Origin of the sequence: Flavobacterium ardleyense, assembly GCF_033547075.1 — a bacterium.
In the GTDB taxonomy this organism is placed as follows: domain Bacteria; phylum Bacteroidota; class Bacteroidia; order Flavobacteriales; family Flavobacteriaceae; genus Flavobacterium; species Flavobacterium ardleyense_A.
In genome coordinates this window covers 1,893,383-1,913,904 of the sequence record NZ_CP137891.1, presented here as the reverse complement: position 1 = coordinate 1,913,904, position 20,522 = coordinate 1,893,383, and the positions used below count along the sequence as shown (strand labels likewise).

Annotated in this window: 17 protein-coding genes and 1 riboswitch; of the genes, 8 read left to right on the top strand and 9 right to left on the bottom strand. The window is 35.5% G+C overall.

Annotated elements, in window-relative coordinates; genetic code table 11:
* Positions 1–64 precede the first annotated feature (64 nt).
* Positions 65–328: a hypothetical protein gene (locus tag SBO79_RS08315; RefSeq protein WP_318639958.1), complete on the top strand. Its 264-nt coding sequence runs from the start codon at positions 65–67 to the stop codon at positions 326–328.
* Between the two features lie 856 nt (positions 329–1,184).
* Here SBO79_RS08315 and guaB read toward each other — a convergent pair.
* Both guaB and SBO79_RS08305 read right to left on the bottom strand, forming a co-directional pair.
* Complete coding sequence (gene guaB / locus SBO79_RS08310) at positions 1,185–2,657, bottom strand: IMP dehydrogenase (protein WP_318639957.1); 1,473 nt, start codon at positions 2,655–2,657, stop codon at positions 1,185–1,187.
* A 97-nt stretch (positions 2,658–2,754) separates the two neighbouring features.
* Positions 2,755–3,618, bottom strand: coding sequence for a hydroxymethylglutaryl-CoA lyase (locus SBO79_RS08305; RefSeq protein ID WP_318639956.1), 864 nt, complete (start codon positions 3,616–3,618; stop codon positions 2,755–2,757).
* A 338-nt stretch (positions 3,619–3,956) separates the two neighbouring features.
* Here SBO79_RS08305 and SBO79_RS08300 point away from each other — a divergent pair, with 338 nt between their 5' ends.
* Positions 3,957–4,568 (top strand): hypothetical protein, encoded by a 612-nt coding sequence (locus SBO79_RS08300; RefSeq protein ID WP_318639955.1) that lies wholly within the window; start codon positions 3,957–3,959, stop codon positions 4,566–4,568.
* Entirely contained in the window at positions 4,565–5,275 is a 711-nt protein-coding gene (locus SBO79_RS08295) for a DUF3307 domain-containing protein (protein ID WP_318639954.1), read from the top strand. Before SBO79_RS08300 ends, SBO79_RS08295 begins: the two co-directional genes overlap by 4 nt.
* On the opposite strand, the gene SBO79_RS08290 is transcribed toward SBO79_RS08295, so the two are convergent.
* Positions 5,258–6,280, bottom strand: a complete 1,023-nt coding sequence (locus SBO79_RS08290) for a quinone-dependent dihydroorotate dehydrogenase (protein WP_318639953.1) — start codon at positions 6,278–6,280, stop codon at positions 5,258–5,260. The genes SBO79_RS08295 and SBO79_RS08290 overlap by 18 nt on opposite strands.
* Before the next feature lie 182 nt (positions 6,281–6,462).
* Between SBO79_RS08290 and pepT the strand changes: the two genes are divergently transcribed.
* The gene (gene pepT / locus SBO79_RS08285; protein WP_318639952.1) at positions 6,463–7,752 is read left to right on the top strand and encodes a peptidase T; all 1,290 of its coding nucleotides are present in this window, start codon (positions 6,463–6,465) and stop codon (positions 7,750–7,752) included.
* A gap of 70 nt (positions 7,753–7,822) precedes the next feature.
* On the opposite strand, the gene yajC is transcribed toward pepT, so the two are convergent.
* The 4 genes from yajC to SBO79_RS08265 all read right to left on the bottom strand — a co-directional run bounded on the left by yajC (position 7,823) and on the right by SBO79_RS08265 (position 10,765).
* Positions 7,823–8,107, bottom strand: coding sequence for a preprotein translocase subunit YajC (yajC, locus tag SBO79_RS08280; protein WP_318639951.1), 285 nt, complete (start codon positions 8,105–8,107; stop codon positions 7,823–7,825).
* 27 nt (positions 8,108–8,134) lie between these two features.
* Positions 8,135–8,617 carry a DUF1573 domain-containing protein gene (locus SBO79_RS08275; protein WP_318639950.1) on the bottom strand — a complete coding sequence of 161 codons (483 nt, stop codon included), beginning with the start codon at positions 8,615–8,617 and terminating at the stop codon, positions 8,135–8,137.
* Positions 8,618–8,635: 18 nt separating this feature from the next.
* Positions 8,636–9,547, bottom strand: coding sequence for a transcription antitermination factor NusB (gene nusB / locus SBO79_RS08270; protein WP_318639949.1), 912 nt, complete (start codon positions 9,545–9,547; stop codon positions 8,636–8,638).
* Positions 9,548–9,661: 114 nt separating this feature from the next.
* Complete coding sequence (locus SBO79_RS08265) at positions 9,662–10,765, bottom strand: Glu/Leu/Phe/Val dehydrogenase dimerization domain-containing protein (protein ID WP_318639948.1); 1,104 nt, start codon at positions 10,763–10,765, stop codon at positions 9,662–9,664.
* Positions 10,766–10,960: 195 nt separating this feature from the next.
* Between SBO79_RS08265 and SBO79_RS08260 the strand changes: the two genes are divergently transcribed.
* The 3 genes from SBO79_RS08260 to SBO79_RS08250 all read left to right on the top strand — a co-directional run bounded on the left by SBO79_RS08260 (position 10,961) and on the right by SBO79_RS08250 (position 13,957).
* A complete protein-coding gene (locus tag SBO79_RS08260; protein WP_318639947.1) occupies positions 10,961–12,718 on the top strand; it encodes an ABC transporter ATP-binding protein in 1,758 nt (585 codons plus the stop codon).
* A gap of 68 nt (positions 12,719–12,786) precedes the next feature.
* Positions 12,787–13,164, top strand: a complete 378-nt coding sequence (locus SBO79_RS08255) for a PUR family DNA/RNA-binding protein (RefSeq protein WP_318643491.1) — start codon at positions 12,787–12,789, stop codon at positions 13,162–13,164.
* 126 nt (positions 13,165–13,290) lie between these two features.
* A riboswitch (adenosylcobalamin-variant (AdoCbl-variant) riboswitch) is annotated at positions 13,291–13,381 on the top strand.
* 168 nt (positions 13,382–13,549) lie between these two features.
* A complete protein-coding gene (locus SBO79_RS08250; protein ID WP_318639946.1) occupies positions 13,550–13,957 on the top strand; it encodes an acyl-CoA thioesterase in 408 nt (135 codons plus the stop codon).
* A gap of 363 nt (positions 13,958–14,320) precedes the next feature.
* Here the strand turns inward: SBO79_RS08250 and SBO79_RS08245 are convergent, their stop codons facing one another.
* Entirely contained in the window at positions 14,321–19,045 is a 4,725-nt protein-coding gene (locus SBO79_RS08245; protein WP_318639945.1) for an Ig-like domain-containing protein, read from the bottom strand.
* Positions 19,046–19,464: 419 nt separating this feature from the next.
* Positions 19,465–19,803 carry a tRNA-binding protein gene (locus SBO79_RS08240; protein ID WP_318639944.1) on the bottom strand — a complete coding sequence of 113 codons (339 nt, stop codon included), beginning with the start codon at positions 19,801–19,803 and terminating at the stop codon, positions 19,465–19,467.
* A 130-nt stretch (positions 19,804–19,933) separates the two neighbouring features.
* On the opposite strand from SBO79_RS08240, the gene SBO79_RS08235 reads away from it, so the two are divergent.
* A complete protein-coding gene (locus SBO79_RS08235; protein ID WP_318639943.1) occupies positions 19,934–20,488 on the top strand; it encodes a thioredoxin family protein in 555 nt (184 codons plus the stop codon).
* Positions 20,489–20,522: the final 34 nt, after the last annotated feature.

Here is a 20,522-nt window from a genome sequence, read left to right as displayed (position 1 = left end):
CTAAGATAATCAGAAACTCCAAAAACTAATACGGAAAACATTAAAAGGTGACGCAGATTCTCTCGTGACTTTACTTCATTTTGAATGTGGCGGCGGAGCAGGTTGTTATGAACTTGGTTCTATACTGACACAGATTATTTATAAACTTGGTGAAAATAATTTCATAAAAATCACAAATAAACTTGACGCTAAATCATTTATTACCCTTGAAAGTTTAATTAGTGTAGGTCTCGAATATGGCGACAACGATATTCATGGCAAAATGGATTATAAGAAAATCGAAACCGAATTTCCAAAACTTCTATATTTGATAAAAACTAATCAATGAAAGCTAAATTGCTACGAAAATATTCAAAAGAGTTAGTTTAATTTAAAATTCAATTTTAAATTTTCTCGCATTCACAATTAAAACATAGAAAAAGTATGGGAGTATTAGATTTGCTTTTCGGTGAAAAAATTATCAAGAATGATGTTTTTTTTGGAAGGATCGAAAGTGATAAAACACGAGAAAAAGATTTAGCCAAATCTGTAAATTAGAATTTTCACAAGAAAATTAAGCCATTTAGTAAAGAGACTTTTTTTATTCTAGAAGGAGATTTCAATAACATAAACTCAACGCAAAAGGCAGAAATACAGAAATTTATCGAAAATTTCGACGGCTTGTCTTCTCGGGATATCGATAAACTAATAGAATCAAACTCTGAATTTTCAAAGTTCAAAAATTGGCGTACTGAATATTACATATCATTTATATCTCCGTTAAGTAAATCTAATACTGATTTTGAAATCAATTTTGAAGCAGTCGATGAAAGCAATGAAAGCTATTTTTTTATTGAATTAAAAAAACGAATACTAAAAAATATTTCGATATAGTTTAAACTTGGTTTCTTTTCCAAACAACGTAAAGGCTCTTGATCAACCACGCTTTTGCGAGAAGGATAGCAGTGAACCCGAGCGAAGCGAACTGGCGAAGCAAATCCTTTGTTGTGGCTTTGCGGAGCAGAAGCTACAATAAAGATTGGGAACGAATAGCCTGACCAAGCCTACGAAAAACATCAATTTTACCGAAGACGTCGTGGCGCAGGGCTCGCCCAAATAAAAATTGAAAATCTCATTACTATTTTAAACAAAAAACTCCTATTTAGAAAACAGGAGTTTTTTTATATAAATTGAATTTCTTAAAATTATCTAGAATAATTCGGAGCTTCGTTGGTAATTGTAACGTCGTGCGGGTGACTTTCGTTGATTCCGCTAGCAGTAATTCGAACAAAGCGACCAGTTTCTTGAAGTGTTGCCACATCTTTGGATCCGCAATAACCCATTCCAGCACGCAAACCTCCGATAAATTGTTGCATACTATCTGCAAGCTCACCTTTGTACGGAACGCGGCCAACGATTCCTTCTGGAACCAATTTTTTCACGTCATCTTCAACATCTTGGAAATAACGATCTTTTGACCCTTCTTTCATCGCCTCCACAGAACCCATTCCGCGGTATGATTTGTACTGACGGCTTTCGTAGATGATCATTTCGCCCGGAGATTCTTTGGTTCCGGCCAACAATGAACCCAACATTACGCAATCTGCTCCGGCAGCAAGTGCTTTGGGAATATCACCAGTGTAGCGAATACCACCATCGGCAATTACAGGAATTCCAGTACCTTTTAAGGCAGCGGCAACTTCCAAAACTGCAGAAAACTGAGGAAAACCAACTCCGGCAACAACTCTCGTTGTACAAATTGATCCAGGACCAATTCCAACTTTTACACCGTCGGCGCCATTTTCTGCAAGATACAAGGCAGCTTCGGGAGTTGCGATGTTTCCAACGATGACATCTATTTGTGGAAAAGTGCTTTTTACTAATTTCAAAACCTCTACAACGCCACGAGTATGTCCGTGAGCGGTATCGATTATAATTGCATCAACACCTGCATTTACAAGCCCTTCGGCTCTTTTGATAGCATCGGCAGTTACGCCAATTGCAGCAGCAACACGTAGTCGGCCAAAAGCATCTTTGTTGGAAATTGGCTTTTGAGCAATTTTGGTAAGGTCTCTAAAAGTAATTAGACCTACTAATTTGTAATCTGTATTTACAACTGGAAGTTTTTCTATTTTATGTCCTTGAAGTACAACTTCGGCTTCTTCTAGAGAAGTACCTTCGGCAACAGTAACAAGGTTTTGGGTAGTCATTACTTCGACAATTGGACGCGAATTGTTCTTTTCAAAACGCAAATCACGATTGGTAACAATTCCTTTAAGCACTCTATTATCATCGACAATTGGAATTCCACCAATGCTAAATTCTTTCATTGCATTTTTTGCATCTCCTACCGTTGCGGTCAAAGTTAAAGTAACAGGATCGATAATCATACCTGATTCGGCACGTTTTACGCGTCTTACCATAGTTGATTGCTGCTCGATAGTCATGTTTTTATGCAAAACGCCGATACCACCTTCACGAGCCATAGCGATTGCCATTGCACTTTCGGTAACAGTATCCATCGCTGCAGAAACCACAGGAACATTTAGCGTTATATTTTTTGAGAATCTAGTTTTAATGCTCACTTCACGTGGCAAAACTTCAGAATAGTGTGGAACAAGTAGTACGTCATCGTAAGTTAGACCTTCGCCGATGATTTTGGTAGTGTGTGCGTTCATGCTGCAATTAGAAGTTGTGGATTAATTGCGTGCAAATATACAAAAAAATATTTAGTAAATTATCTTTGATTGCTTACATTTCCAAAACTTCTAATAATTAATGATAAACCGAAAATAGTTTGGTCGCTTCGTTGTAAGCGCTTTCAAAATTCATAGGATTAAGATTGATATTTACTTTTTCGGCGGTAAAGTATGAGAGTAATTTTTCAGTGGGCATATTTCCGGTCAAATCATCTTTGGCCATTGGACATCCGCCAAAACCTTGAATTGCACCATCAAAGCGAACACATCCTGCCTTGTATGCAGCATCAACTTTTTCGTACCACTTATCGGCGGTAGTGTGCAAATGGGCTCCAAATTCGATATTTGGGTATTTTGTAATTAAATTCGAAAATAAATAGTCGATTACTTCTGGAGTCGAACTTCCAACGGTATCGGAAAGCGAAAGAATTTTTACACCCATATTGGAAAGTTTTTCGGTCCATTCACCTACTATTTCTACATCCCACGGATCGCCATAAGGATTTCCGAAGCCCATAGAAAGATATGCGACGCATTCTTTATTGCTTTTATAGGTGATTTCTAGAATTTGTTCCAAAGCAACTAACGATTCGGCAATAGTTTTATGGGTATTGCGCATTTGAAAATTTTCAGATATGGAGAATGGAAAACCTAAATAATCAATTGTATCCCATTCAGCCGCCATTTCGGCACCTTTTACATTGGCGATAATTGCCAGAAGTTTGCTTCTAGTATTTGAAAGATCAATTTGTGAAAGTAACTCTGCAGTGTCCTGCATTTGCGGAATGGCCTTTGGCGAGACAAAACTACCAACATCAATGGTATCAAAACCAACGCGAAGTAGTGACTGAATATAATCTAGCTTTTGGGCTGTAGGAATAAATGTTTTTATTCCTTGCATCGCATCACGAGGGCACTCAATTATTTTTACATCTTTCATAGGGGTTCAAAGATACTAAAGAAATAGAAATCATGAAATTTGTCTACAATTCTTTTTGAAGGAATTGATAATTTGCATTTCATGATTAAAAATTTATTATAAACATTCAAAAGTTTAAACAAGTCGCCATTAGTATTCAGAATTATTACACAATAGTATATTAGTACACATTATTACATAAATGCGCACTATATAGAATTATTACAGAAAGGCGTAATATTATTAATTATTACATAAAAACGTAATAATTGAAGTTATTACACAAATATGTAATATATTTGAATTAGTAAATTTTGAACATTTTGCAGTATAGCACAACTAAATAATTATCTTTGAGAATGACAAGCATTATAACAGGTGATATTATAGGGTCTCAGAAAATACAAACTACCGTTTGGATCGAAGATTTGAAAGGATTACTAGGGCAATTAACAACCGAGCAAAAAGACTGGCAAATATATCGGGGCGATTCATTTCAAATTGAAATTAAAGACCCTAAGGACGCACTTATTGCGGCAATCCGAATTAAGGCTTTTTTAAAATCTATGAAAATGGATGCACGTATGGGAATAGGAATTGGCGACAAGTCAAAATCTAATTTAAAAATTTCTGAAAATTCTGGAAAAGTGTTCATAAATGCAGGTCAGGTTTTTGATTCCCTAAAAAAGGATAAAATCACCATGGGCATAAAAACTTCCAATCCTACCATTGATGAAACTCTAAATTTGATGCTTCATTTAGCATTGACCGTGATGGACAGTTGGCCACAGCAATCTGCAGAATTCGTGGTTGCGGCAATTGAAAATCCAACGCTTACGCAAAAGGAATTGGGTTTAAAATTAAATATAAAACAAGCATCGGTGAGCAGACGAAGTCACAGATCGCACTTTGATTTAATTATGAAATTCGAGAAGTACTTTCGTGAAACAATAGAAAAACGATTGGTATGATTTTACTATTTAAAATATTACTGGCGCATTTGATGGGCGACTTTTTACTGCAACCAACTTCGTGGGTAAAAAATAAGGAAAAAAGAAAAATAAAAAGTAAGTTTCTATATTTTCATTTCTTAGTCCACACCTTGCTATTAATGGTATTGGTTTTCAGGATAGAATTTATTCCGTACGCAATTTTACTTGGAGTAATTCATATTCTAATCGACCTGTTAAAGCTGTATTTGCAAAGCGAAGTAACAAAACGTATTTGGTTTTTAATAGATCAAATTCTCCACATATTTAGTATCCTTTTTCTTATAATCCTGTATGACAATATAATAATCAATAACTACAGTTTGGTTCCACAGTTTTGGCCAATTCTGACCGCACTACTTTTTTTGACTGTTCCTGCCTCTATCACAATTAAAAATTTAATTTCCATTTGGACTCCAAACACCAATGATACTAAACAAGATCTTGAAAACGCAGGAACTTATATTGGAATTTTAGAAAGGTTGTTTATATTTTTATTTATACTAATAGGACAGTTTTCGGCAATTGGATTTCTGCTTGCCGCAAAATCTATTTTCAGATTTGGCGACTTGACCAAATCAAAAGACAGAAAGTTAACCGAATATGTTTTGATTGGAACTCTATTAAGTTTTGGAATTGCTATTGTAACTGGACTAGCAACCAAGTATATATTAGGATTTTTGAGCTAACAATTTCAAATTAATTTCTTTGATTAATGCAGGACCTTCGTAAATAAATCCTGTATAAAGTTGAATTAAAGATGCGCCAGCTTCTAATTTTTCAAGTGCATCATCGGCAGAATGTATACCTCCTACTCCAATAATTGGAAATGATTTATTGCTTTTTTCTGATAAAAATCTGATAACTTCTGTAGATTTGTTCTTTAAAGGAAGCCCACTAAGACCACCCATTTCTTTTTGATTCTCAGACTTCAGACCTTCACGTGAAATGGTTGTATTGGTAGCAATAACTCCTGCAATTTTGGTCGAATTTACAATATCAATAATATCCATCAACTGAGAATCGGTCAAATCTGGAGCAATCTTCAAGAGAATTGGCTTTGGATTTGACTTTCTATTATTATCATCTTGAAGTTGTTGTAACAAAGCGGTCAGTGGTTCCTTATCTTGCAAAGCGCGAAGATTTGGAGTGTTTGGTGAACTTACATTCACCACAAAATAATCGACATAATCAAACAAAGCTTCAAAACAAATTTGGTAATCTTTTGTCGCATCTTCATTTGGCGTCAATTTATTTTTACCAATATTTCCACCAATCAAGACTCCTTTATTTTGCTTTAAGCGAAGAACCGCAGCATCTACTCCACCATTATTGAAGCCCATTCTATTTATAATGGCACTATCCTCAATCAATCTAAAAAGTCTTTGTGGAGGATTTCCATCTTGTGCTTTTGGCGTAAGCGTACCTATTTCTATAAAGCCAAAACCAAAATCAGATAATTCCTTATATAATTTGGCATCCTTATCAAAACCAGCGGCAAGACCAACTGGATTTTTGAACTTTAGACCAAAAACTTCACGTTCCAATCTTGGATCATTTACTTGATATAATGAACCTGCAATAGCAGAAAAACCAGGAAGTTTAGCCATTTTTTTGATTGTCGAAAAAGTAAAGTGGTGTACTTTTTCTGGATCATATTTAAATAAAACTTTTCTGATTACTGATTTATACATTTTTGCTGATTTTGATGAGCGTCAAAGATACGATTTGCTGTCCTATGTAAAAATAACAAAGACCGAAATCTAAATACTATTTGAATAAGCTAATCGCGATTCTTTGGAAAGTCAATCTTTTAAATACTTTAGAAGAAAAAAATGTATTGTATCTTTGTTTTTCAAATAGAAAAATCAAAAAAATGCAACATATTATTGACCGATTTATCAGTTATGTAACTGTAGATACCGAATCTGACCCAAATTCTGATACCACTCCAAGTTCTGAAAAGCAATGGGTTCTTGCCAATCAGCTTGTCGATGAACTAAAAACCATCGGACTAAGCGATGTCATTATTGACAAAAATGGGTATATCATGGCTACACTTCCTTCGAATGTAGATTATACAGTTCCCGTAATTGGATTTATTGCCCATTATGATACAACTCCAGATTTTACAGGCGCAAATGTAAAACCTCAGATTATCAAAAATTATGATGGAAAAGATATCATTTTAAATGAAAATGAAAACATCATTCTGTCACCAAATTACTTTAAGGATTTGCTGCAATACAAAGGACAAACCTTAATTACCACTGACGGAACGACCTTGCTTGGAGCAGATGACAAAGCTGGAATTACAGAGATTGTTACTGCCATGGAATATCTAGTAAAAAATCCAACTATCAAACACGGTACTCTTAAAGTTGGATTTACTCCTGACGAAGAAATTGGTCGTGGGGCACATAAATTTGACGTAGAAAAATTTGGCGCAGATTGGGCCTACACAATGGATGGAAGTCAGATTGGCGAATTAGAATATGAAAATTTTAATGCGGCAGGAGCTAAAATTACCATCAAAGGAAAAAGCGTTCATCCAGGATATGCAAAAGATAAGATGATTAATTCAATGCTTATTGCAAATAAGTTTATCACAAAATTGCCTAAGAAAGAAGTTCCAGAAAAAACTAAAGGCTACGAAGGTTTCTTCCACGTTCATCATTTGAAAGGAAGCATTGAAGAAACGGTTTTGGAATTAATTATTAGAGATCATAGTTCTTCGAAATTTAAAAAAAGAAAAGAGCTAATTGAAGAAATTACTAAAAAGCTGAACAAAAAATACGCAAAGCAATTTGGTGGAGATATTATAACTACTGAAATTAAAGATCAGTACTATAATATGAAAGACAAAGTAAAACCAGTGATGTACATTGTGGATATTGCTGAAGAAGCAATGATTGACTTGGGAATTAAGCCTCTAATCAAAGCAATTCGCGGTGGTACTGACGGTTGTCAATTATCGTATATGGGTTTGCTTTGTCCAAATATTTTTGCAGGCGGACATAACTTTCATGGAAAATATGAATATGTACCGGTAGAAAGTATGCAGAAGGCAACCGAAGTAATTGTAAAGATTGCCGAGATTACAGCAGCCAAATGGTCGAAAGGCGCGCCAGATTTAAGCAAAAAAATTGAAGAAGAAGTTGAATAGCAAATTCTTGTAAAGCAAAAAGCCTCTCATAGAGTTATGAGAGGCTTTTTTATTTGAAAATCTTAAAGATTTATTTCACTGCAAGAGTTGGGTTAAGTTTAGCACTCATTTCCATAGAAATTGCGCTTCTTTCCATTTTTAGTTTTCCTGCCATTGTTTCGAGAACCACGGTTTGGTCTGCTACTTCGGCAATCTTGCCATGAAGACCACTCTTTGTAATAATTTTATCTCCAACCTTTAGAGCATTTTCGAACTCTTTTTCGGTTTTTGCACGTTTTTGCTGTGGTCTAATCATAAAGAAATAGAGAACCACAAACATTAAGATAAACGGTAAAAAATTTTGAATTTGTTCCATAATAGAATTTTGAATATGTTTTTTTTATTATTTAATTGATGCTTTAATCATCAATTGTTCACGACCTGTGGCTGTATTAGCTGTGATATCTACCGTTTTGCTTTGTAGACCATTTCGGCCAGCAGAACTAAAAGTAACCTTCATTTCACCAGATTCTCCTGGTTTAATTGGCGTTTTTGGATATTCTGGAACAGTACATCCGCAAGATCCTTTGGCATCAGAAATCAACAAATCAGATTTTCCTGTATTTTTAAATTTAAAAATATGAGTTACGTTTTCACCCTGAGTGATTGATCCAAAATCGTGCTCGGTTTTTTCGAAAGTCATTACGGGTGCTTCCGTAGCAACCGAATTTTCTGTAGAAGTTGTGGCATCAGTCATTTCACTCATATTCTGCTCGGTGATTGACTCTGTTGGTGCAAGAATTTCATCTTGAACTTCTGTTTTATTTTCATTTTTGCAAGCTGTTGCGATCAGTAGAGTTGCAACTACAAATAATTTAATTTTCATAATTTTCATTTTATATAATTATAATAAACCTCTTCCTATTTTCTTCATTTTGTCTGTTCCTGCGTAATCTTTGATAAGATTATCTAGAATTCCATTAATAAAGATGCTACTCTTTGGAGTAGAATATTCTTTTGCCAATTCTAAATATTCGTTAATGGTCACTTTCGCTGGAATTGATGGGAATTTTAGAAATTCGCAAATTGCCATTTTCAGAATTATTGTATCTATTTCGGCAATACGCTCAGTATCCCAATTTGGTGTTTTGTCTACAAATTCCTTGGCAAGATCGTCCTCATTAAGAATTGTTCGTCGAAAAAGATGCTGGGCGAACTCCTTATCTTCTTCATCCTTGAATAATTTTGGAACTTTGAAAGATTCATCACTAGCCGACTTAAATTGCTTTAATTGTTTTACAATTTGAGTGTTAACTAACGGAATATCATCAATCCAAGTTAGTTTATTATCTTCAAGATAGTCGTACAATTTTTCGTTTGGGGCAATAAGTTCACAAAACATATCAACTACAAACTGTTTATCAAGTTCAAAACTAGTTTCGGTAGTATCCATATACGCTTGGTAGAGATCACTTTTCTTGATATCCTCTAGCAAAAGCAGTATGTAATCGTCATTTTGCTGCCAATTATTGATTTTTCTAGTTTCAAGCGCAATACTTAAAGAATTATTTTCTTCAAGAAGCTTGAAAATAGGATTGTCGATAAATTTTGTGTTGGGATTTCTGTCTGCGGCAGTAGCAAGGTGCTTTTTTGCAGATTTTTCGATAAAATCTACTTCTCTTATCTTGATTTCGATCATTGAAGAGAGCATTATAAGGTATAAATCCTGTACATTATCAATACTGAATTTAAGAAACTTCTCTTCTTTCTCTAAATTATCGGAGCCGTTTTGATGCATCGCATAAATAGATTGCATTACTTTTACTCGGATATGTCTTCTGTTTAACACTTTATAAGAACTTTTTTAAATTAAAGGAGCGAAAGAAAATCTTTCGCTCCGCAAAAATAATAATAAAAGTTGAACTCGTGCTTATTTAGAGTTTTCTTTTTTTCTTTCGTCAATTCTGTTCTGAGCCATATTTAATGCAGCTTGATAAGTTGTCATGTTATTCTTTTTGGCAAAATCAAAAATTTCCAGAGTAGTATTGTAAATATTTTCCGTTCTTCTCAAAGCTTCAGCAGTGTCGTATCCAACTATTTCAGCGTACACATTAATAATTCCACCAGCATTAATTAAAAAATCAGGAGCATAAAGAATTCCTTTTTCCATTAAAATTTTGCCGTGCACTTGCTCATTTGCCAACTGATTGTTGGCCGCTCCAGCAATTACTTTCGCCTTGATTTTATTAATTGTATCGTCATTAATCGTTGCTCCAAGCGCACAAGGCGAATAAATATCTACATCGGCGCTGTAAAGATCGCTGCCAGTATAAATTTTTGCACCAAACTTTGCTCCAACTTCCTGAAGTCGTGCTTCATTAATATCGGTAATCGTTACGATAGCACCAGCTTTTGTTAGGTGCTCTACTAATGTTTCTCCAACGTGCCCAATTCCTTGAACTAACACTTTTTTTCCTTGAAGATTGTCTGTACCAAACTGGTACTTAGCCGCGGCTTTTAATCCCATAAATACACCATAAGCCGTAACTGGCGAAGGATTTCCAGACCCACCCTTCTCAACAGAGATTCCTGTTACGTGCGGAGTTACTTCTCTAATGCGGTCCATATCAGCAGTTGTTGTTCCAACATCTTCGGCCGTAATATATCTACCGCTTAGTGAATTAACGTACTCACCAAATTTGGTAATCATTTCTGGAGTTTTGTCAATTTTTGAGTCTCCCATAATTACTGCCTTCCCACCACCAAGATTAAGTCCAGTAATTGCTGATTTGTAAGTCATTCCTCTTGAAAGCCTTAAAACATCGTTTAGAGCTTCCCACTCACTAGTATAATTCCACATTCTAGTTCCACCTAAAGCTGGTCCTAAAACCGTGTTATGAATTCCTATTATTGCTTTTAAACCAGTATCTTTGTCGTGGCAAAAAACAATTTGTTCATGGTTGTCAAAAGATACCTGACCAAATACCGGATCAATCTTGTGTAAGTCTTTTGCAGTAGTAATTTCCGTAATCATAAATTTTTATTTATTGAAGTTGTTAATTTGACAGAATTAATATGCTAAATTAAAATTAATTAGAAAATTTAGCACTATATATTTTAAATAATACAGCCGCTCACGGGTTTGAACTTTATTCATTTCATTTTAAGTATTACAGCAAGTCCTTGCAAATGAAATTTAGGACTTAGCAAAAAAAATTAAAAAAGCTCTATGAAGGAACTACAGTATCTAAATAAGTATTTTGTCAAATATAAATATAGGTTGATTTTTGGGATAATTGCTACAATAGCGGCCCAAATTTTCTCGCTTTTTACTCCAAAGCTTATAAGTCAGTCATTTACAGCAATTGAAGAATCCTTCAAAGTGGGTGCCGCTGAAAATTCTGAAATACAGTCCGAACTTTTAACCAATATTCTTCTAATTATTGCGACCACAATTGTGGCGGGAATTTTGACTTTCTTAATGCGACAGTCACTTATTGTAATGTCCAGATATGTAGAATTTGATTTAAAGAACGAAGTTTTTAGACAGTATGAAGCTTTGTCGCAAAGCTTTTATAAACAAAATCGTACTGGCGATTTGATGAACCGCATAAGCGAAGATGTTGGAAAAGTAAGAATGTATGTGGGTCCAGCCGTCATGTATACCATTAATACATTTATAAGGTTTAGCATCGTAATCGTTTATATGTATAATGTTTCGCCATTGCTTACACTTTACACCTTGCTACCTCTACCTCTACTTTCGTACGCTATTTATAAATTAAGTGTCGAGATAAATAAGAGAAGTACTATTTTTCAGCAAAATCTCTCGGAAGTCTCCACTTTTTCTCAGGAAATATTTTCGGGCATTAGGGTCATAAAAGCCTATTCGTTGGAGCGTCAGCATGAAACAAATATGATTGACTTGGCCGGTCAGAGTAAAACCAAAAGTATGGACTTGGCAAAAGTTCAATCGTTGTTTGGACCTTTGATGATTGCACTAATTGGTATAAGTAATCTTGTCGTTATTTATTTTGGAGGAATGATGTACATCAATGGCACTATCACAAGCATAGGAGTAATAGCCGAATTTATTTTGTACGTCAATATGCTTACTTGGCCTGTTGCATCTCTAGGATGGATCTCGTCAATGGTGCAGGAAGCCGAAGCTTCGCAAAAGCGTATTAATGAATTTCTAAAAATTGAACCGACAATTGTGAACAATAATAGTCAACCCTGCGATATTCAGGGAAGTATTGAGTTTAAAGACGTAACCTTTACCTACGATGACACCAATATTCAAACTTTAACCAATATTAATTTTAAAGTCAAAAAAGGAGAAACACTTGCCATTTTAGGAAAAACTGGCTCTGGCAAATCGACAATTTTGCAGCTTATTAGTAGATTGTACGATGTAGATAAGGGAATCGTTTCAATTGATCAGAAGGACGTTCGTAATTTAAATCTTGACAACTTGAGGGATAGTATCGGAATGGTACCTCAAGACGCTTTTTTATTCTCTGATAGCATCAAAAATAATATCAAATTTGGTAAGGAAGATGCAACTGATGAAGAAGTAATTGCCGCCGCCCAAATAGCCCACGTAGATCACAATATTCAAGACTTTGATTTAAAATATGATACCATACTTGGCGAAAGAGGTATAACTCTTTCGGGGGGACAGAAGCAGCGAGTTTCAATAGCACGAGCGGTGATAAAAAACCCTGCAATTCTTTTGCTCGATGACTGTCTTTCGGCAGTTGATACTGACACCGAAGAAACAATCTTAAATAACTTAAAGGAGTATTGCAAAGACAAAACCACGATTTTGATAAGCCACAGGGTCTCGTCAGCAAAGAATGCTGATAATATTTTGATCTTAGACGATGGTAAAATTTTACAACAAGGATCTCATAATCAGCTTATCAATACAGATGGATATTATAAAGAGCTTTACCTGAAACAACTTTCGGAAAAAGAAAAGTAGAATAGTTTGTTTTTGACTTCAAATTTTATCATTTTTGAAGTGTAATTAACACGCAATTGATAATGTTTATGAGAGAAAGTGAGATGTTAGAAAAAGAAGAAATTTTTTCTAAAGTATTAAGAGCAGGGAGAAGAACGTACTTTTTTGATGTGCGATCTACAAAAGCAGATGATTATTATATCACGATAACCGAAAGCAAAAAATTTACCGAAGAAGACGGTTCTTTTCATTTCAAGAAACATAAAATATATCTCTACAAAGAAGATTTTAATGCATTTTCGGATATTTTGGAACAGATGACATCGTATGTTTTAAATCATAAAGGTGAAGAAGTAATTTCTGAAAGACATCAGAAAGATTTCAAAAAAGAATATGTTTTAGAAGATACTTCAGAAGAATTTCAACCTGCAAGTGCCTTTACTAATATCAGTTTTGAAGATATATAACAATTATAATTTATATAATGAACTAAACCTCAAGCGTAGCAATATTCTTGAGGTTTTTTTAATTTTTCAAGGGTGAAATTTTAATACCTTTACATTTGATACTACAATTTATAAAGCTTGCTACAAGTTTTAAAAATGATGGGAAATCGTGTTAAAATCACGAACTGTCGCGCAACTGTAAATGCTCTTGAAGCATAAGTCAGAAAACCAGTAGAATCATTATAACGTTTCCGCGCCTCGAAACTTTGTACAGTATTTTTTATATTTAATGTTGCTAAATGAAATGGCAACTTTGGCTATATATTGTATATTTTTTTGTGGTGCCTTTCGGCGAAATTGTCTCTTATTACAACAATTTAATTTATACACTAATCAATTTACAATTATGAACATTGACCAAAGAATTGCAGAATCCGAAACACGAATTTTTAAGGCAGTTTTTCCTAACACAACCAACCATTACGATACTCTTTTTGGTGGTACTGCCATGCATTTGATGGATGAAGTTGCCTTTATCACTGCAACGCGATTTAGCCGCCAAGTGATGGTAACGGTGAGCAGTGACCGAATTGATTTTAAGAAACCTATTCCAGCAGGAACTATTATCGAACTAGTGGGCAAAGTGGTTCATATTGGTAACACTAGTTTAAAAGTAAGCGTAGAAATTTTTATCGAGCAGATGTATTCTGATTCAAGAGAAAAAGCAGTTAGTGGTCAATTTTCATTTGTAGCCATTGACGAAAATAAAAATCCTGTCAAAATTCTAGGAGATTCGGAAATATTTGGAAATTAAGTACTTCCTAATTTGGATTTATTATCTAAAAATAGTGCGATAAAATTATTTGTCGAAAAATAGAAATTCCGGTTGCTTCAATTTTATGGATGTTTATTTTTAAAGTAGAATCATCTCCACCTCTCCGGAATGTGCGAGAAGGATGGTAGCGGAAATCCTTTATAGTGGCTTTGCGGAGCAAAAGCTACTATAAAGATTGGGAGTGGACAGCCTGACCTTGAGCCTAATTAAATATTCTAGCTTTGCAGAATAGTTCTGGCGAAAGGGCTCGCCCAAAAAAAAAATATGATTATGCTTTTATACATAAAAAAAGGGTCAACCGTAATGATTGACCCTTTTCTATTAATTAAATAAATGATTCTGTTATTTCTTAACCACTTTAAATTCACCAGAAGTATTGTCTGTAAATACTTTCACGATGTAAACAGCAGCTGGCATATTTACCATATCAACTGTAGCTTCGGTTGAATTAACTTTCATATTTCTAAGAATTCTTCCAGCAATATCAAAAACTTGAATACTTGAAATAATATCTGTATGACTTACGGTCAATACATCTGTTACAGGATTTGGATAATATCCAAGTTTCGCAGCATCAAATGTTTTGTTCGACAAAGTAGTGATATCAAAACATTCACTTGTAGCGCTACAACCGTTTTGAGAAGTTACTATTACTGCATAACTACCTACAGCAGTTGCAGTATATGTTTGTGAAGTTGCTCCAGCAATTGGAGTTTGAGTATCTCCACAAGAAACCCACTGATAGGTTGCATTTGCCTCATATACAGAAAGTGTATCATCAACTCTAGTAATTGTAGCTGTAGGACGTCCGTTAACTGTAACTTCTACAGCTGTTCTTGTACTTTCACATTCAAAAGAAAATACTGATACATAATAAGTACCTGATACTAGTAATGTAGTATCTAGCAGTGGCGTTCCGCCAACTAATTCTGAATACCATCTGATAGCAGCTTCACTAGCAACCAAATCAGCAACTGTTGCTCCTGCACAGAATGTTTGGGCAGAGGCTGTAGGTGGTGTAAGTAAATCAATTTCTACTAAAAATGATGTTCTTGTACTTTCGCAGTTATTAACTGTATGAGAAACATAATAAGTCCCATTTGATAACACAACATCAGAAGCCAATGCAGTTCCTCCAGTCGCGCTTAGATAGAATTGAGAATTAAGTTCAGCATCAAATAAGGTAAGCATACCAACAGTTGGATTCTCTGCACAGAATGTAACCTTTCCTATAGAAATTGGTGCAGGCGTTGTATTTACTGTAACTGAAACAGAAGTTCTTGCACTTTCGCACGCGTTGATAGTTTGTGAAACATAATAAGTTCCTGTAGCTAATACGACTGTATTTGCTAAAGCTGTCCCACCATTTTCAGCAGCATACCACTGAACGGCTGTTCCAGTAGCTACTAAATCAGCAACGGTCGATCCACCGCAAAAAGTTTGTGCCAACGCCGTTGGTGCGTCAGTTGCAGTTGTTGTAATTGTGGTTGTAGCGGTTGCAGTACATCCTGTTATTGCAGTAGTTGCAGTTGCAGTATATACTTGAGATCCTGCAGTATTATTTTTTACATATACCATAGTGCTGTTTCCACCGGCATAAGGAATTGTTGCCGCTGCATCAGAGTATAAATTTGAGATTGGAGACCACGAAATCGCTGAATTCAGAGATGCAGATATTCTTAGATTTGGCCTTGTAGTAGTAGCACTTGGAAACCCTGGATTTGAACAAATATCACTTTGAGCGTCGTCAGAGAAATAAATATTTAGTCCACTTGCTACTACACTAGATTCTACAGAAGTACTCAACCCTGAACCATAGTCATTATTATTGAAACAAGTTTCAATTAATAAATGAGATACACCATCCCAAACTAATGGAGTTGAGAGTGGGAAATCTATGTTTCCTGTTCCTGCTGGCGTGTAGGCTGTTGGTGCTAAAATAGTCGTAGTGGCAGCTGTAGAGAATGATGTTCCTAAAGATGCACTTGGCACTAAACCTGCTTTGACCGTAAATCCATTTAATATAGCGGCAGCACTACTTAAAGCAACATAACCAACAGAGGTAATGCTTTGCCCAGCTTGTAAACCAATTGCTGATAATTCAGCAGCAGTATAGATTGCTTGCGTTTTCGCTCCACCCCAGTTATTTTTAAATGGTGTTGAAACTGTATTTGCAGCAGCACCACTACCTATTTTTGCCATAACTGTAAGCTGTCCACCAAAGGCAGCTAATGTTTGAATTTGATTTGCACAAATTGTAGATGTCACTGGACTAATTGTCAATGCAGAAGGTAATGGGTTTACTGTTACTTGGTAAGTTGCAGTTGCACCACATAAGTTTCCTGTTGATTGTGTAGCATTAAGAGTGTAGGTAGTAGTTGCTGTAGGATTAAAAGTCCATCCTGTAGTACTATTGCCTGTTACTCCAGCACTTGGAGACCACACGTAAGAATCATAATCAGTACCACCAGTAGTTACCGTAAGCAAAGCTGTAGATGAACCTGAACAGATTGCTGCATTGGTTGCGCTTAGCGCTAAAACGGGAGGATTACTAACAGTTGCTATTACTGCAGTTCTTGCAGATGAACATCCTGTAGTTACTTGAAGATTATAAAAGAAATAATAAGCCGTACTTGAACTTCCAGCCCAGCCTCCTGTTACAGAAGTATTTGTAGAGTTGTAAGGGAATACATTTGTAAAATCTCTAATCAAACCGGTAATTCCAGTGTAATTTTTTAATAATAAACGGTAGCCTGTACCTGGATTTATAGTGAAATTTAGCGGCACGGTAACTGGAGTTGAAATTCCCGAACCAGTAACTGCAACCGCAGGCGTAGATGCTAATTCAACACCAGCAGAATCGTATAGAGCAATTGTTACAGTTCCCGTTCCTGTTGGGTAAATAACAGTTGAACTTAAAGTAGCAGCGATAGTTGAATTGAAAAGAATACCGTAGTTTGTGAAAACAAAACTTCCATCTGTTCCTGTAGATGATGGTTTTGCAGCACTTTCTGCAGTAGCACCTTCACTAGCCGCCACATAATAGGTAGTTGTGGTAGCAATTGATGGAGTAGTAAAATTATTCCCCGTAAAAAGCGGTGCCCCGCCAGTCGCGTTAGCGTACCAATTAATGTTTGCGCCAGCACTTGCTGTAGCACTTAAATTTACAGTACCAGTACCACATCTGTTACCTGCAGTGTTTGTTACTACTGAAGGATTTGTGATAAAAATTGCAACGGTATTAGAGTTTGCAGTCAAACCACTAGTACTACATGTAGTTTTGATATAATAACTCTCAGGTGATGACAAAATTGGCGTTGTGAAAGTTAGACCAGTAGCACCTGTAACAATTCCAGCAGAATTATACCACTGATAAGTAAATCCGGCTTCTGTTGAAGGTGGAACTATAGCAGTTAAAGTGGCTGTTCCAGATACACAAATATTAGTTTGAGAAGTTGAAATTGTTGCAGCGGTTGGAGTACCATTACATGAGTTTTGAGCTCCTACAGTAATTTTATAATCCTCAGTTTCAGTTCTGGCATTGGCAGTCATACAAGGATTTGATGGAGCCGAACTGTTGTAATCTACCATAACTCTCATTCTATAATCCCCAGGTACCGTTCCAGCAGGAATAGTTATAGAGTTTGAATAAGGACCGCTACCATAACCTGTAGTAACAAATACTCTCTCAGTCGCTTCAAAAGTTCCATTATTACTCCAATCAACCCAAATAGCAGCACCAAGAGTACCACCTGTTACGGAAAAATTAAAGTTGAATGATCCTGTAGCAACAGCGGTAACACCTGTACTTGAAAAATTATCTTGATAACCACCAGTAGTATAGCCAGAAGTATTTGAAATATTTGTCGTACCTAATGTTGTAGAAAAGTTATTTATAAAAGTTGCACTACTTGTCGAAGAAGGTATGCAATACGGAAGAGATGAACCTGTTGTAAAAGAATTTACAGTACAAGCTGTCCCTTCTCCTGTGGTATTTTTAGGAACAATTTTCCAGTAATAAGTTGTATTTGAAATTAAAGGAGCAGTTGGAGTATAAGAAGACCCTACCTGATTTGCTATAAATGCTGGAGTTGCGGAGGTTCCGAAATACACATCGTAAGAAGTCGCGTTTCCACCACCACTTGCCCACGTTAAAGTTGGATTTCTAGCCACATTAACTGCTGCGTTAATAGGAGCAAAATTAATTGCGCAGTTAGGAGCAACTGCGATTCCCGGAGTCCAAGTGTACGTCAAACCTGAGGTAGGCCCTACGTTACCAGAAAAAGTTGCAACACTGCCAGATACAATTCCCGAAGTGATGTTAACAGGATTGTTCCAACTACCTCCCGCAGCCGCAACTGTTAAAGCGTGGTAAACATCAGCGCCACTTTTTATTCCAACTTGTGGTTGGTATGATGTTGCAGCTCCATAAGGTGGAGTACCATCATAAACAAATTTGATAACATCTGTCACAGTATTCATTCGTACCTGAAAGTTTATATTTTCAGTTACACCATACCTCTGAAAATTTTTCCACTGTACTACAATTTCATTACCAATAGTTTCATATCTAATTTCAGCAATGGTTGAAGGATTGCCATTTAAGTCGCCACTAAGTGGGGCTAAAAAAACATTATTACCTGTTGCTGAAGATAAAACCGTATAGGTATAAGAAGATGGAGCCGTCGTACCTAAGGATATCTGTCCGTTAGAAGTAACGTACATTTGAGTGTATGTCGCACCAGCAAATTTAAATGCTGGTATAGTTAAGGCGCCTGATACGTAAGAGTCAAGACTAGGCGTTCCATTTGTAGAGGTTGTAACCACTGTTCCGCCAGTAATAGCATTATAAGTACCATTGCTCTGGGCAAAAGTATAAACGGATGCTTGAGCAAAAGCCATTGTAGTGAAAACAGAGACAATAAAGAAGCTAAGCAATAAACCTATATTTAGGTAGCCTCGCGTGTTGGTTGATTTTGCAAATTGATCTAGATCAATTGCATCAGAATTTTGGGTTTTGATCGTCGTTTTAAAATAACGGACGAGCAAATTGTAGTTTTTCATCATAATAGTTAAAATTAGTTAATATTGGTAAAGCGGTAAATGTATTTATAATTTCAATCATTCCAACTATTAACTCAATTATTGTGAATAACATAATGGACTAAACTTTTCGCAATATTTTTGTAGGTAATATAAGGGAAGTAGTAAAGTTATAATCTAAAAAAATTGGTTTGTCTTTTGTTAAATTAATGACGCTGGGTTGGTCTCGCGGAGATATTTTTTAAACGCTACTTAATAAACTTCTACTTTCTGCGAAGATTAAAATACCTACCAATTCGTAAAAGAAGATGGAATTCAGGATTAAAATATGATTGTCAATTTAATCGCGATTCCTAAATCTGATCGTTTTTCAGTAGCCAAATTCTCCTAATTTTTAAAAATTAATTTCAATTTTCGAACTATAAGCCGCAGTCAGAAACAGCTTACAAAATACGAAGTCCATTCTCAACAATTTGGTCAGCCGCTAATAGAAAAACCTTATTATTGTCACCAACTGCACCCAAGACTAAACATTGACTAATAAAATTTGCTATTTGCTTGGGTGGAAAATTTACTACCGCGACCACTTGTTTTCCTATCAGCGACTCTTTCGAATATAAATCCGTAATCTGAGCCGAAGTATTTAAAATTCCTATTTCCGAACCAAAGTCAATTTGCAGTTTAAATGCAGGACGCACTGCTTTAGGAAAATCTTCGGCAGTTATAATGGTTCCCACTCTGATATCTAGTTGAGCAAAATTTTCGTAAGTAGATTGATCCATCTTTTTCATTTTAAAGATTAATTTCTTTTAGCAATAATAGGAATTTTATAAGCATAACAAAGTTTTTAGCATAAATTGCTGCTAGAATTTATCGTACCTTAGTGACGATTAAGTAATTCAAAATAAAGCAATGGCTAAACCTTCCTCTATAATGTTGCCGCTTGAAACAGAAGCACCAAATTTTTTACTAAAAGATGCCAATTCCAATAGCTTCTATACTTTTGATGAATTAAAAGGTTCTAAGGGCACTCTTGTAATTTTTATCTGCAATCATTGCCCTTATGTGCATCACGCAATTGACGAAATTGTGATGATTGCAAATGATTATCGAGTACAAGGTTTGGGGGTTTTTGCTATTTCTAGTAGTGATATATCCCTGTTTCCACAAGATCGTCCAGAGAAAATGGCTGACTTTGCGATGGAAAATAGAATTGATTTTCCATACCTATTTGACGCAGACCAAGAAGTAGCAAACAAATTTAATGCTACTTATACTCCTGACTTTTTTCTCTTTGATTCGCTAGACAAACTCTTTTATCATGGACAATTAGACGACTCTAGGCCTGGAAATGGCATTTCTCTAAGTGGCTCTGATTTGCGAAACGCAATTGACGCACTTATTTATAATAGATCACTTGCAGAAACCCAGAAACCTAGTATGGGTTGTGCTATTCAGTTGAAATAAAATTATAAATCCAAACAAAAAAGGCACCTCGATT

Bases quoted from the DNA above. Each gene is read 5' to 3' on its own strand.
- SBO79_RS08235 (WP_318639943.1), top strand. From the start codon at position 19,934: ATGGCTAAACCTTCCTCTATAATGTTGCCGCTTGAAACAGAAGCACCA.
- pepT (WP_318639952.1), top strand. From the start codon at position 6,463: ATGCAACATATTATTGACCGATTTATCAGTTATGTAACTGTAGATACC.
- SBO79_RS08260 (WP_318639947.1), top strand. From the start codon at position 10,961: ATGAAGGAACTACAGTATCTAAATAAGTATTTTGTCAAATATAAATAT.
- SBO79_RS08245 (WP_318639945.1), bottom strand. From the start codon at position 19,045: ATGATGAAAAACTACAATTTGCTCGTCCGTTATTTTAAAACGACGATC.
- nusB (WP_318639949.1), bottom strand. From the start codon at position 9,547: ATGCAATCTATTTATGCGATGCATCAAAACGGCTCCGATAATTTAGAG.
- SBO79_RS08305 (WP_318639956.1), bottom strand. From the start codon at position 3,618: ATGAAAGATGTAAAAATAATTGAGTGCCCTCGTGATGCGATGCAAGGA.
- SBO79_RS08255 (WP_318643491.1), top strand. From the start codon at position 12,787: ATGAGAGAAAGTGAGATGTTAGAAAAAGAAGAAATTTTTTCTAAAGTA.
- SBO79_RS08275 (WP_318639950.1), bottom strand. From the start codon at position 8,617: ATGAAAATTAAATTATTTGTAGTTGCAACTCTACTGATCGCAACAGCT.
- SBO79_RS08295 (WP_318639954.1), top strand. From the start codon at position 4,565: ATGATTTTACTATTTAAAATATTACTGGCGCATTTGATGGGCGACTTT.
- SBO79_RS08250 (WP_318639946.1), top strand. From the start codon at position 13,550: ATGAACATTGACCAAAGAATTGCAGAATCCGAAACACGAATTTTTAAG.
- yajC (WP_318639951.1), bottom strand. From the start codon at position 8,107: ATGGAACAAATTCAAAATTTTTTACCGTTTATCTTAATGTTTGTGGTT.
- SBO79_RS08300 (WP_318639955.1), top strand. From the start codon at position 3,957: ATGACAAGCATTATAACAGGTGATATTATAGGGTCTCAGAAAATACAA.
- guaB (WP_318639957.1), bottom strand. From the start codon at position 2,657: ATGAACGCACACACTACCAAAATCATCGGCGAAGGTCTAACTTACGAT.
- SBO79_RS08290 (WP_318639953.1), bottom strand. From the start codon at position 6,280: ATGTATAAATCAGTAATCAGAAAAGTTTTATTTAAATATGATCCAGAA.
- SBO79_RS08265 (WP_318639948.1), bottom strand. From the start codon at position 10,765: ATGATTACGGAAATTACTACTGCAAAAGACTTACACAAGATTGATCCG.
- SBO79_RS08240 (WP_318639944.1), bottom strand. From the start codon at position 19,803: ATGGATCAATCTACTTACGAAAATTTTGCTCAACTAGATATCAGAGTG.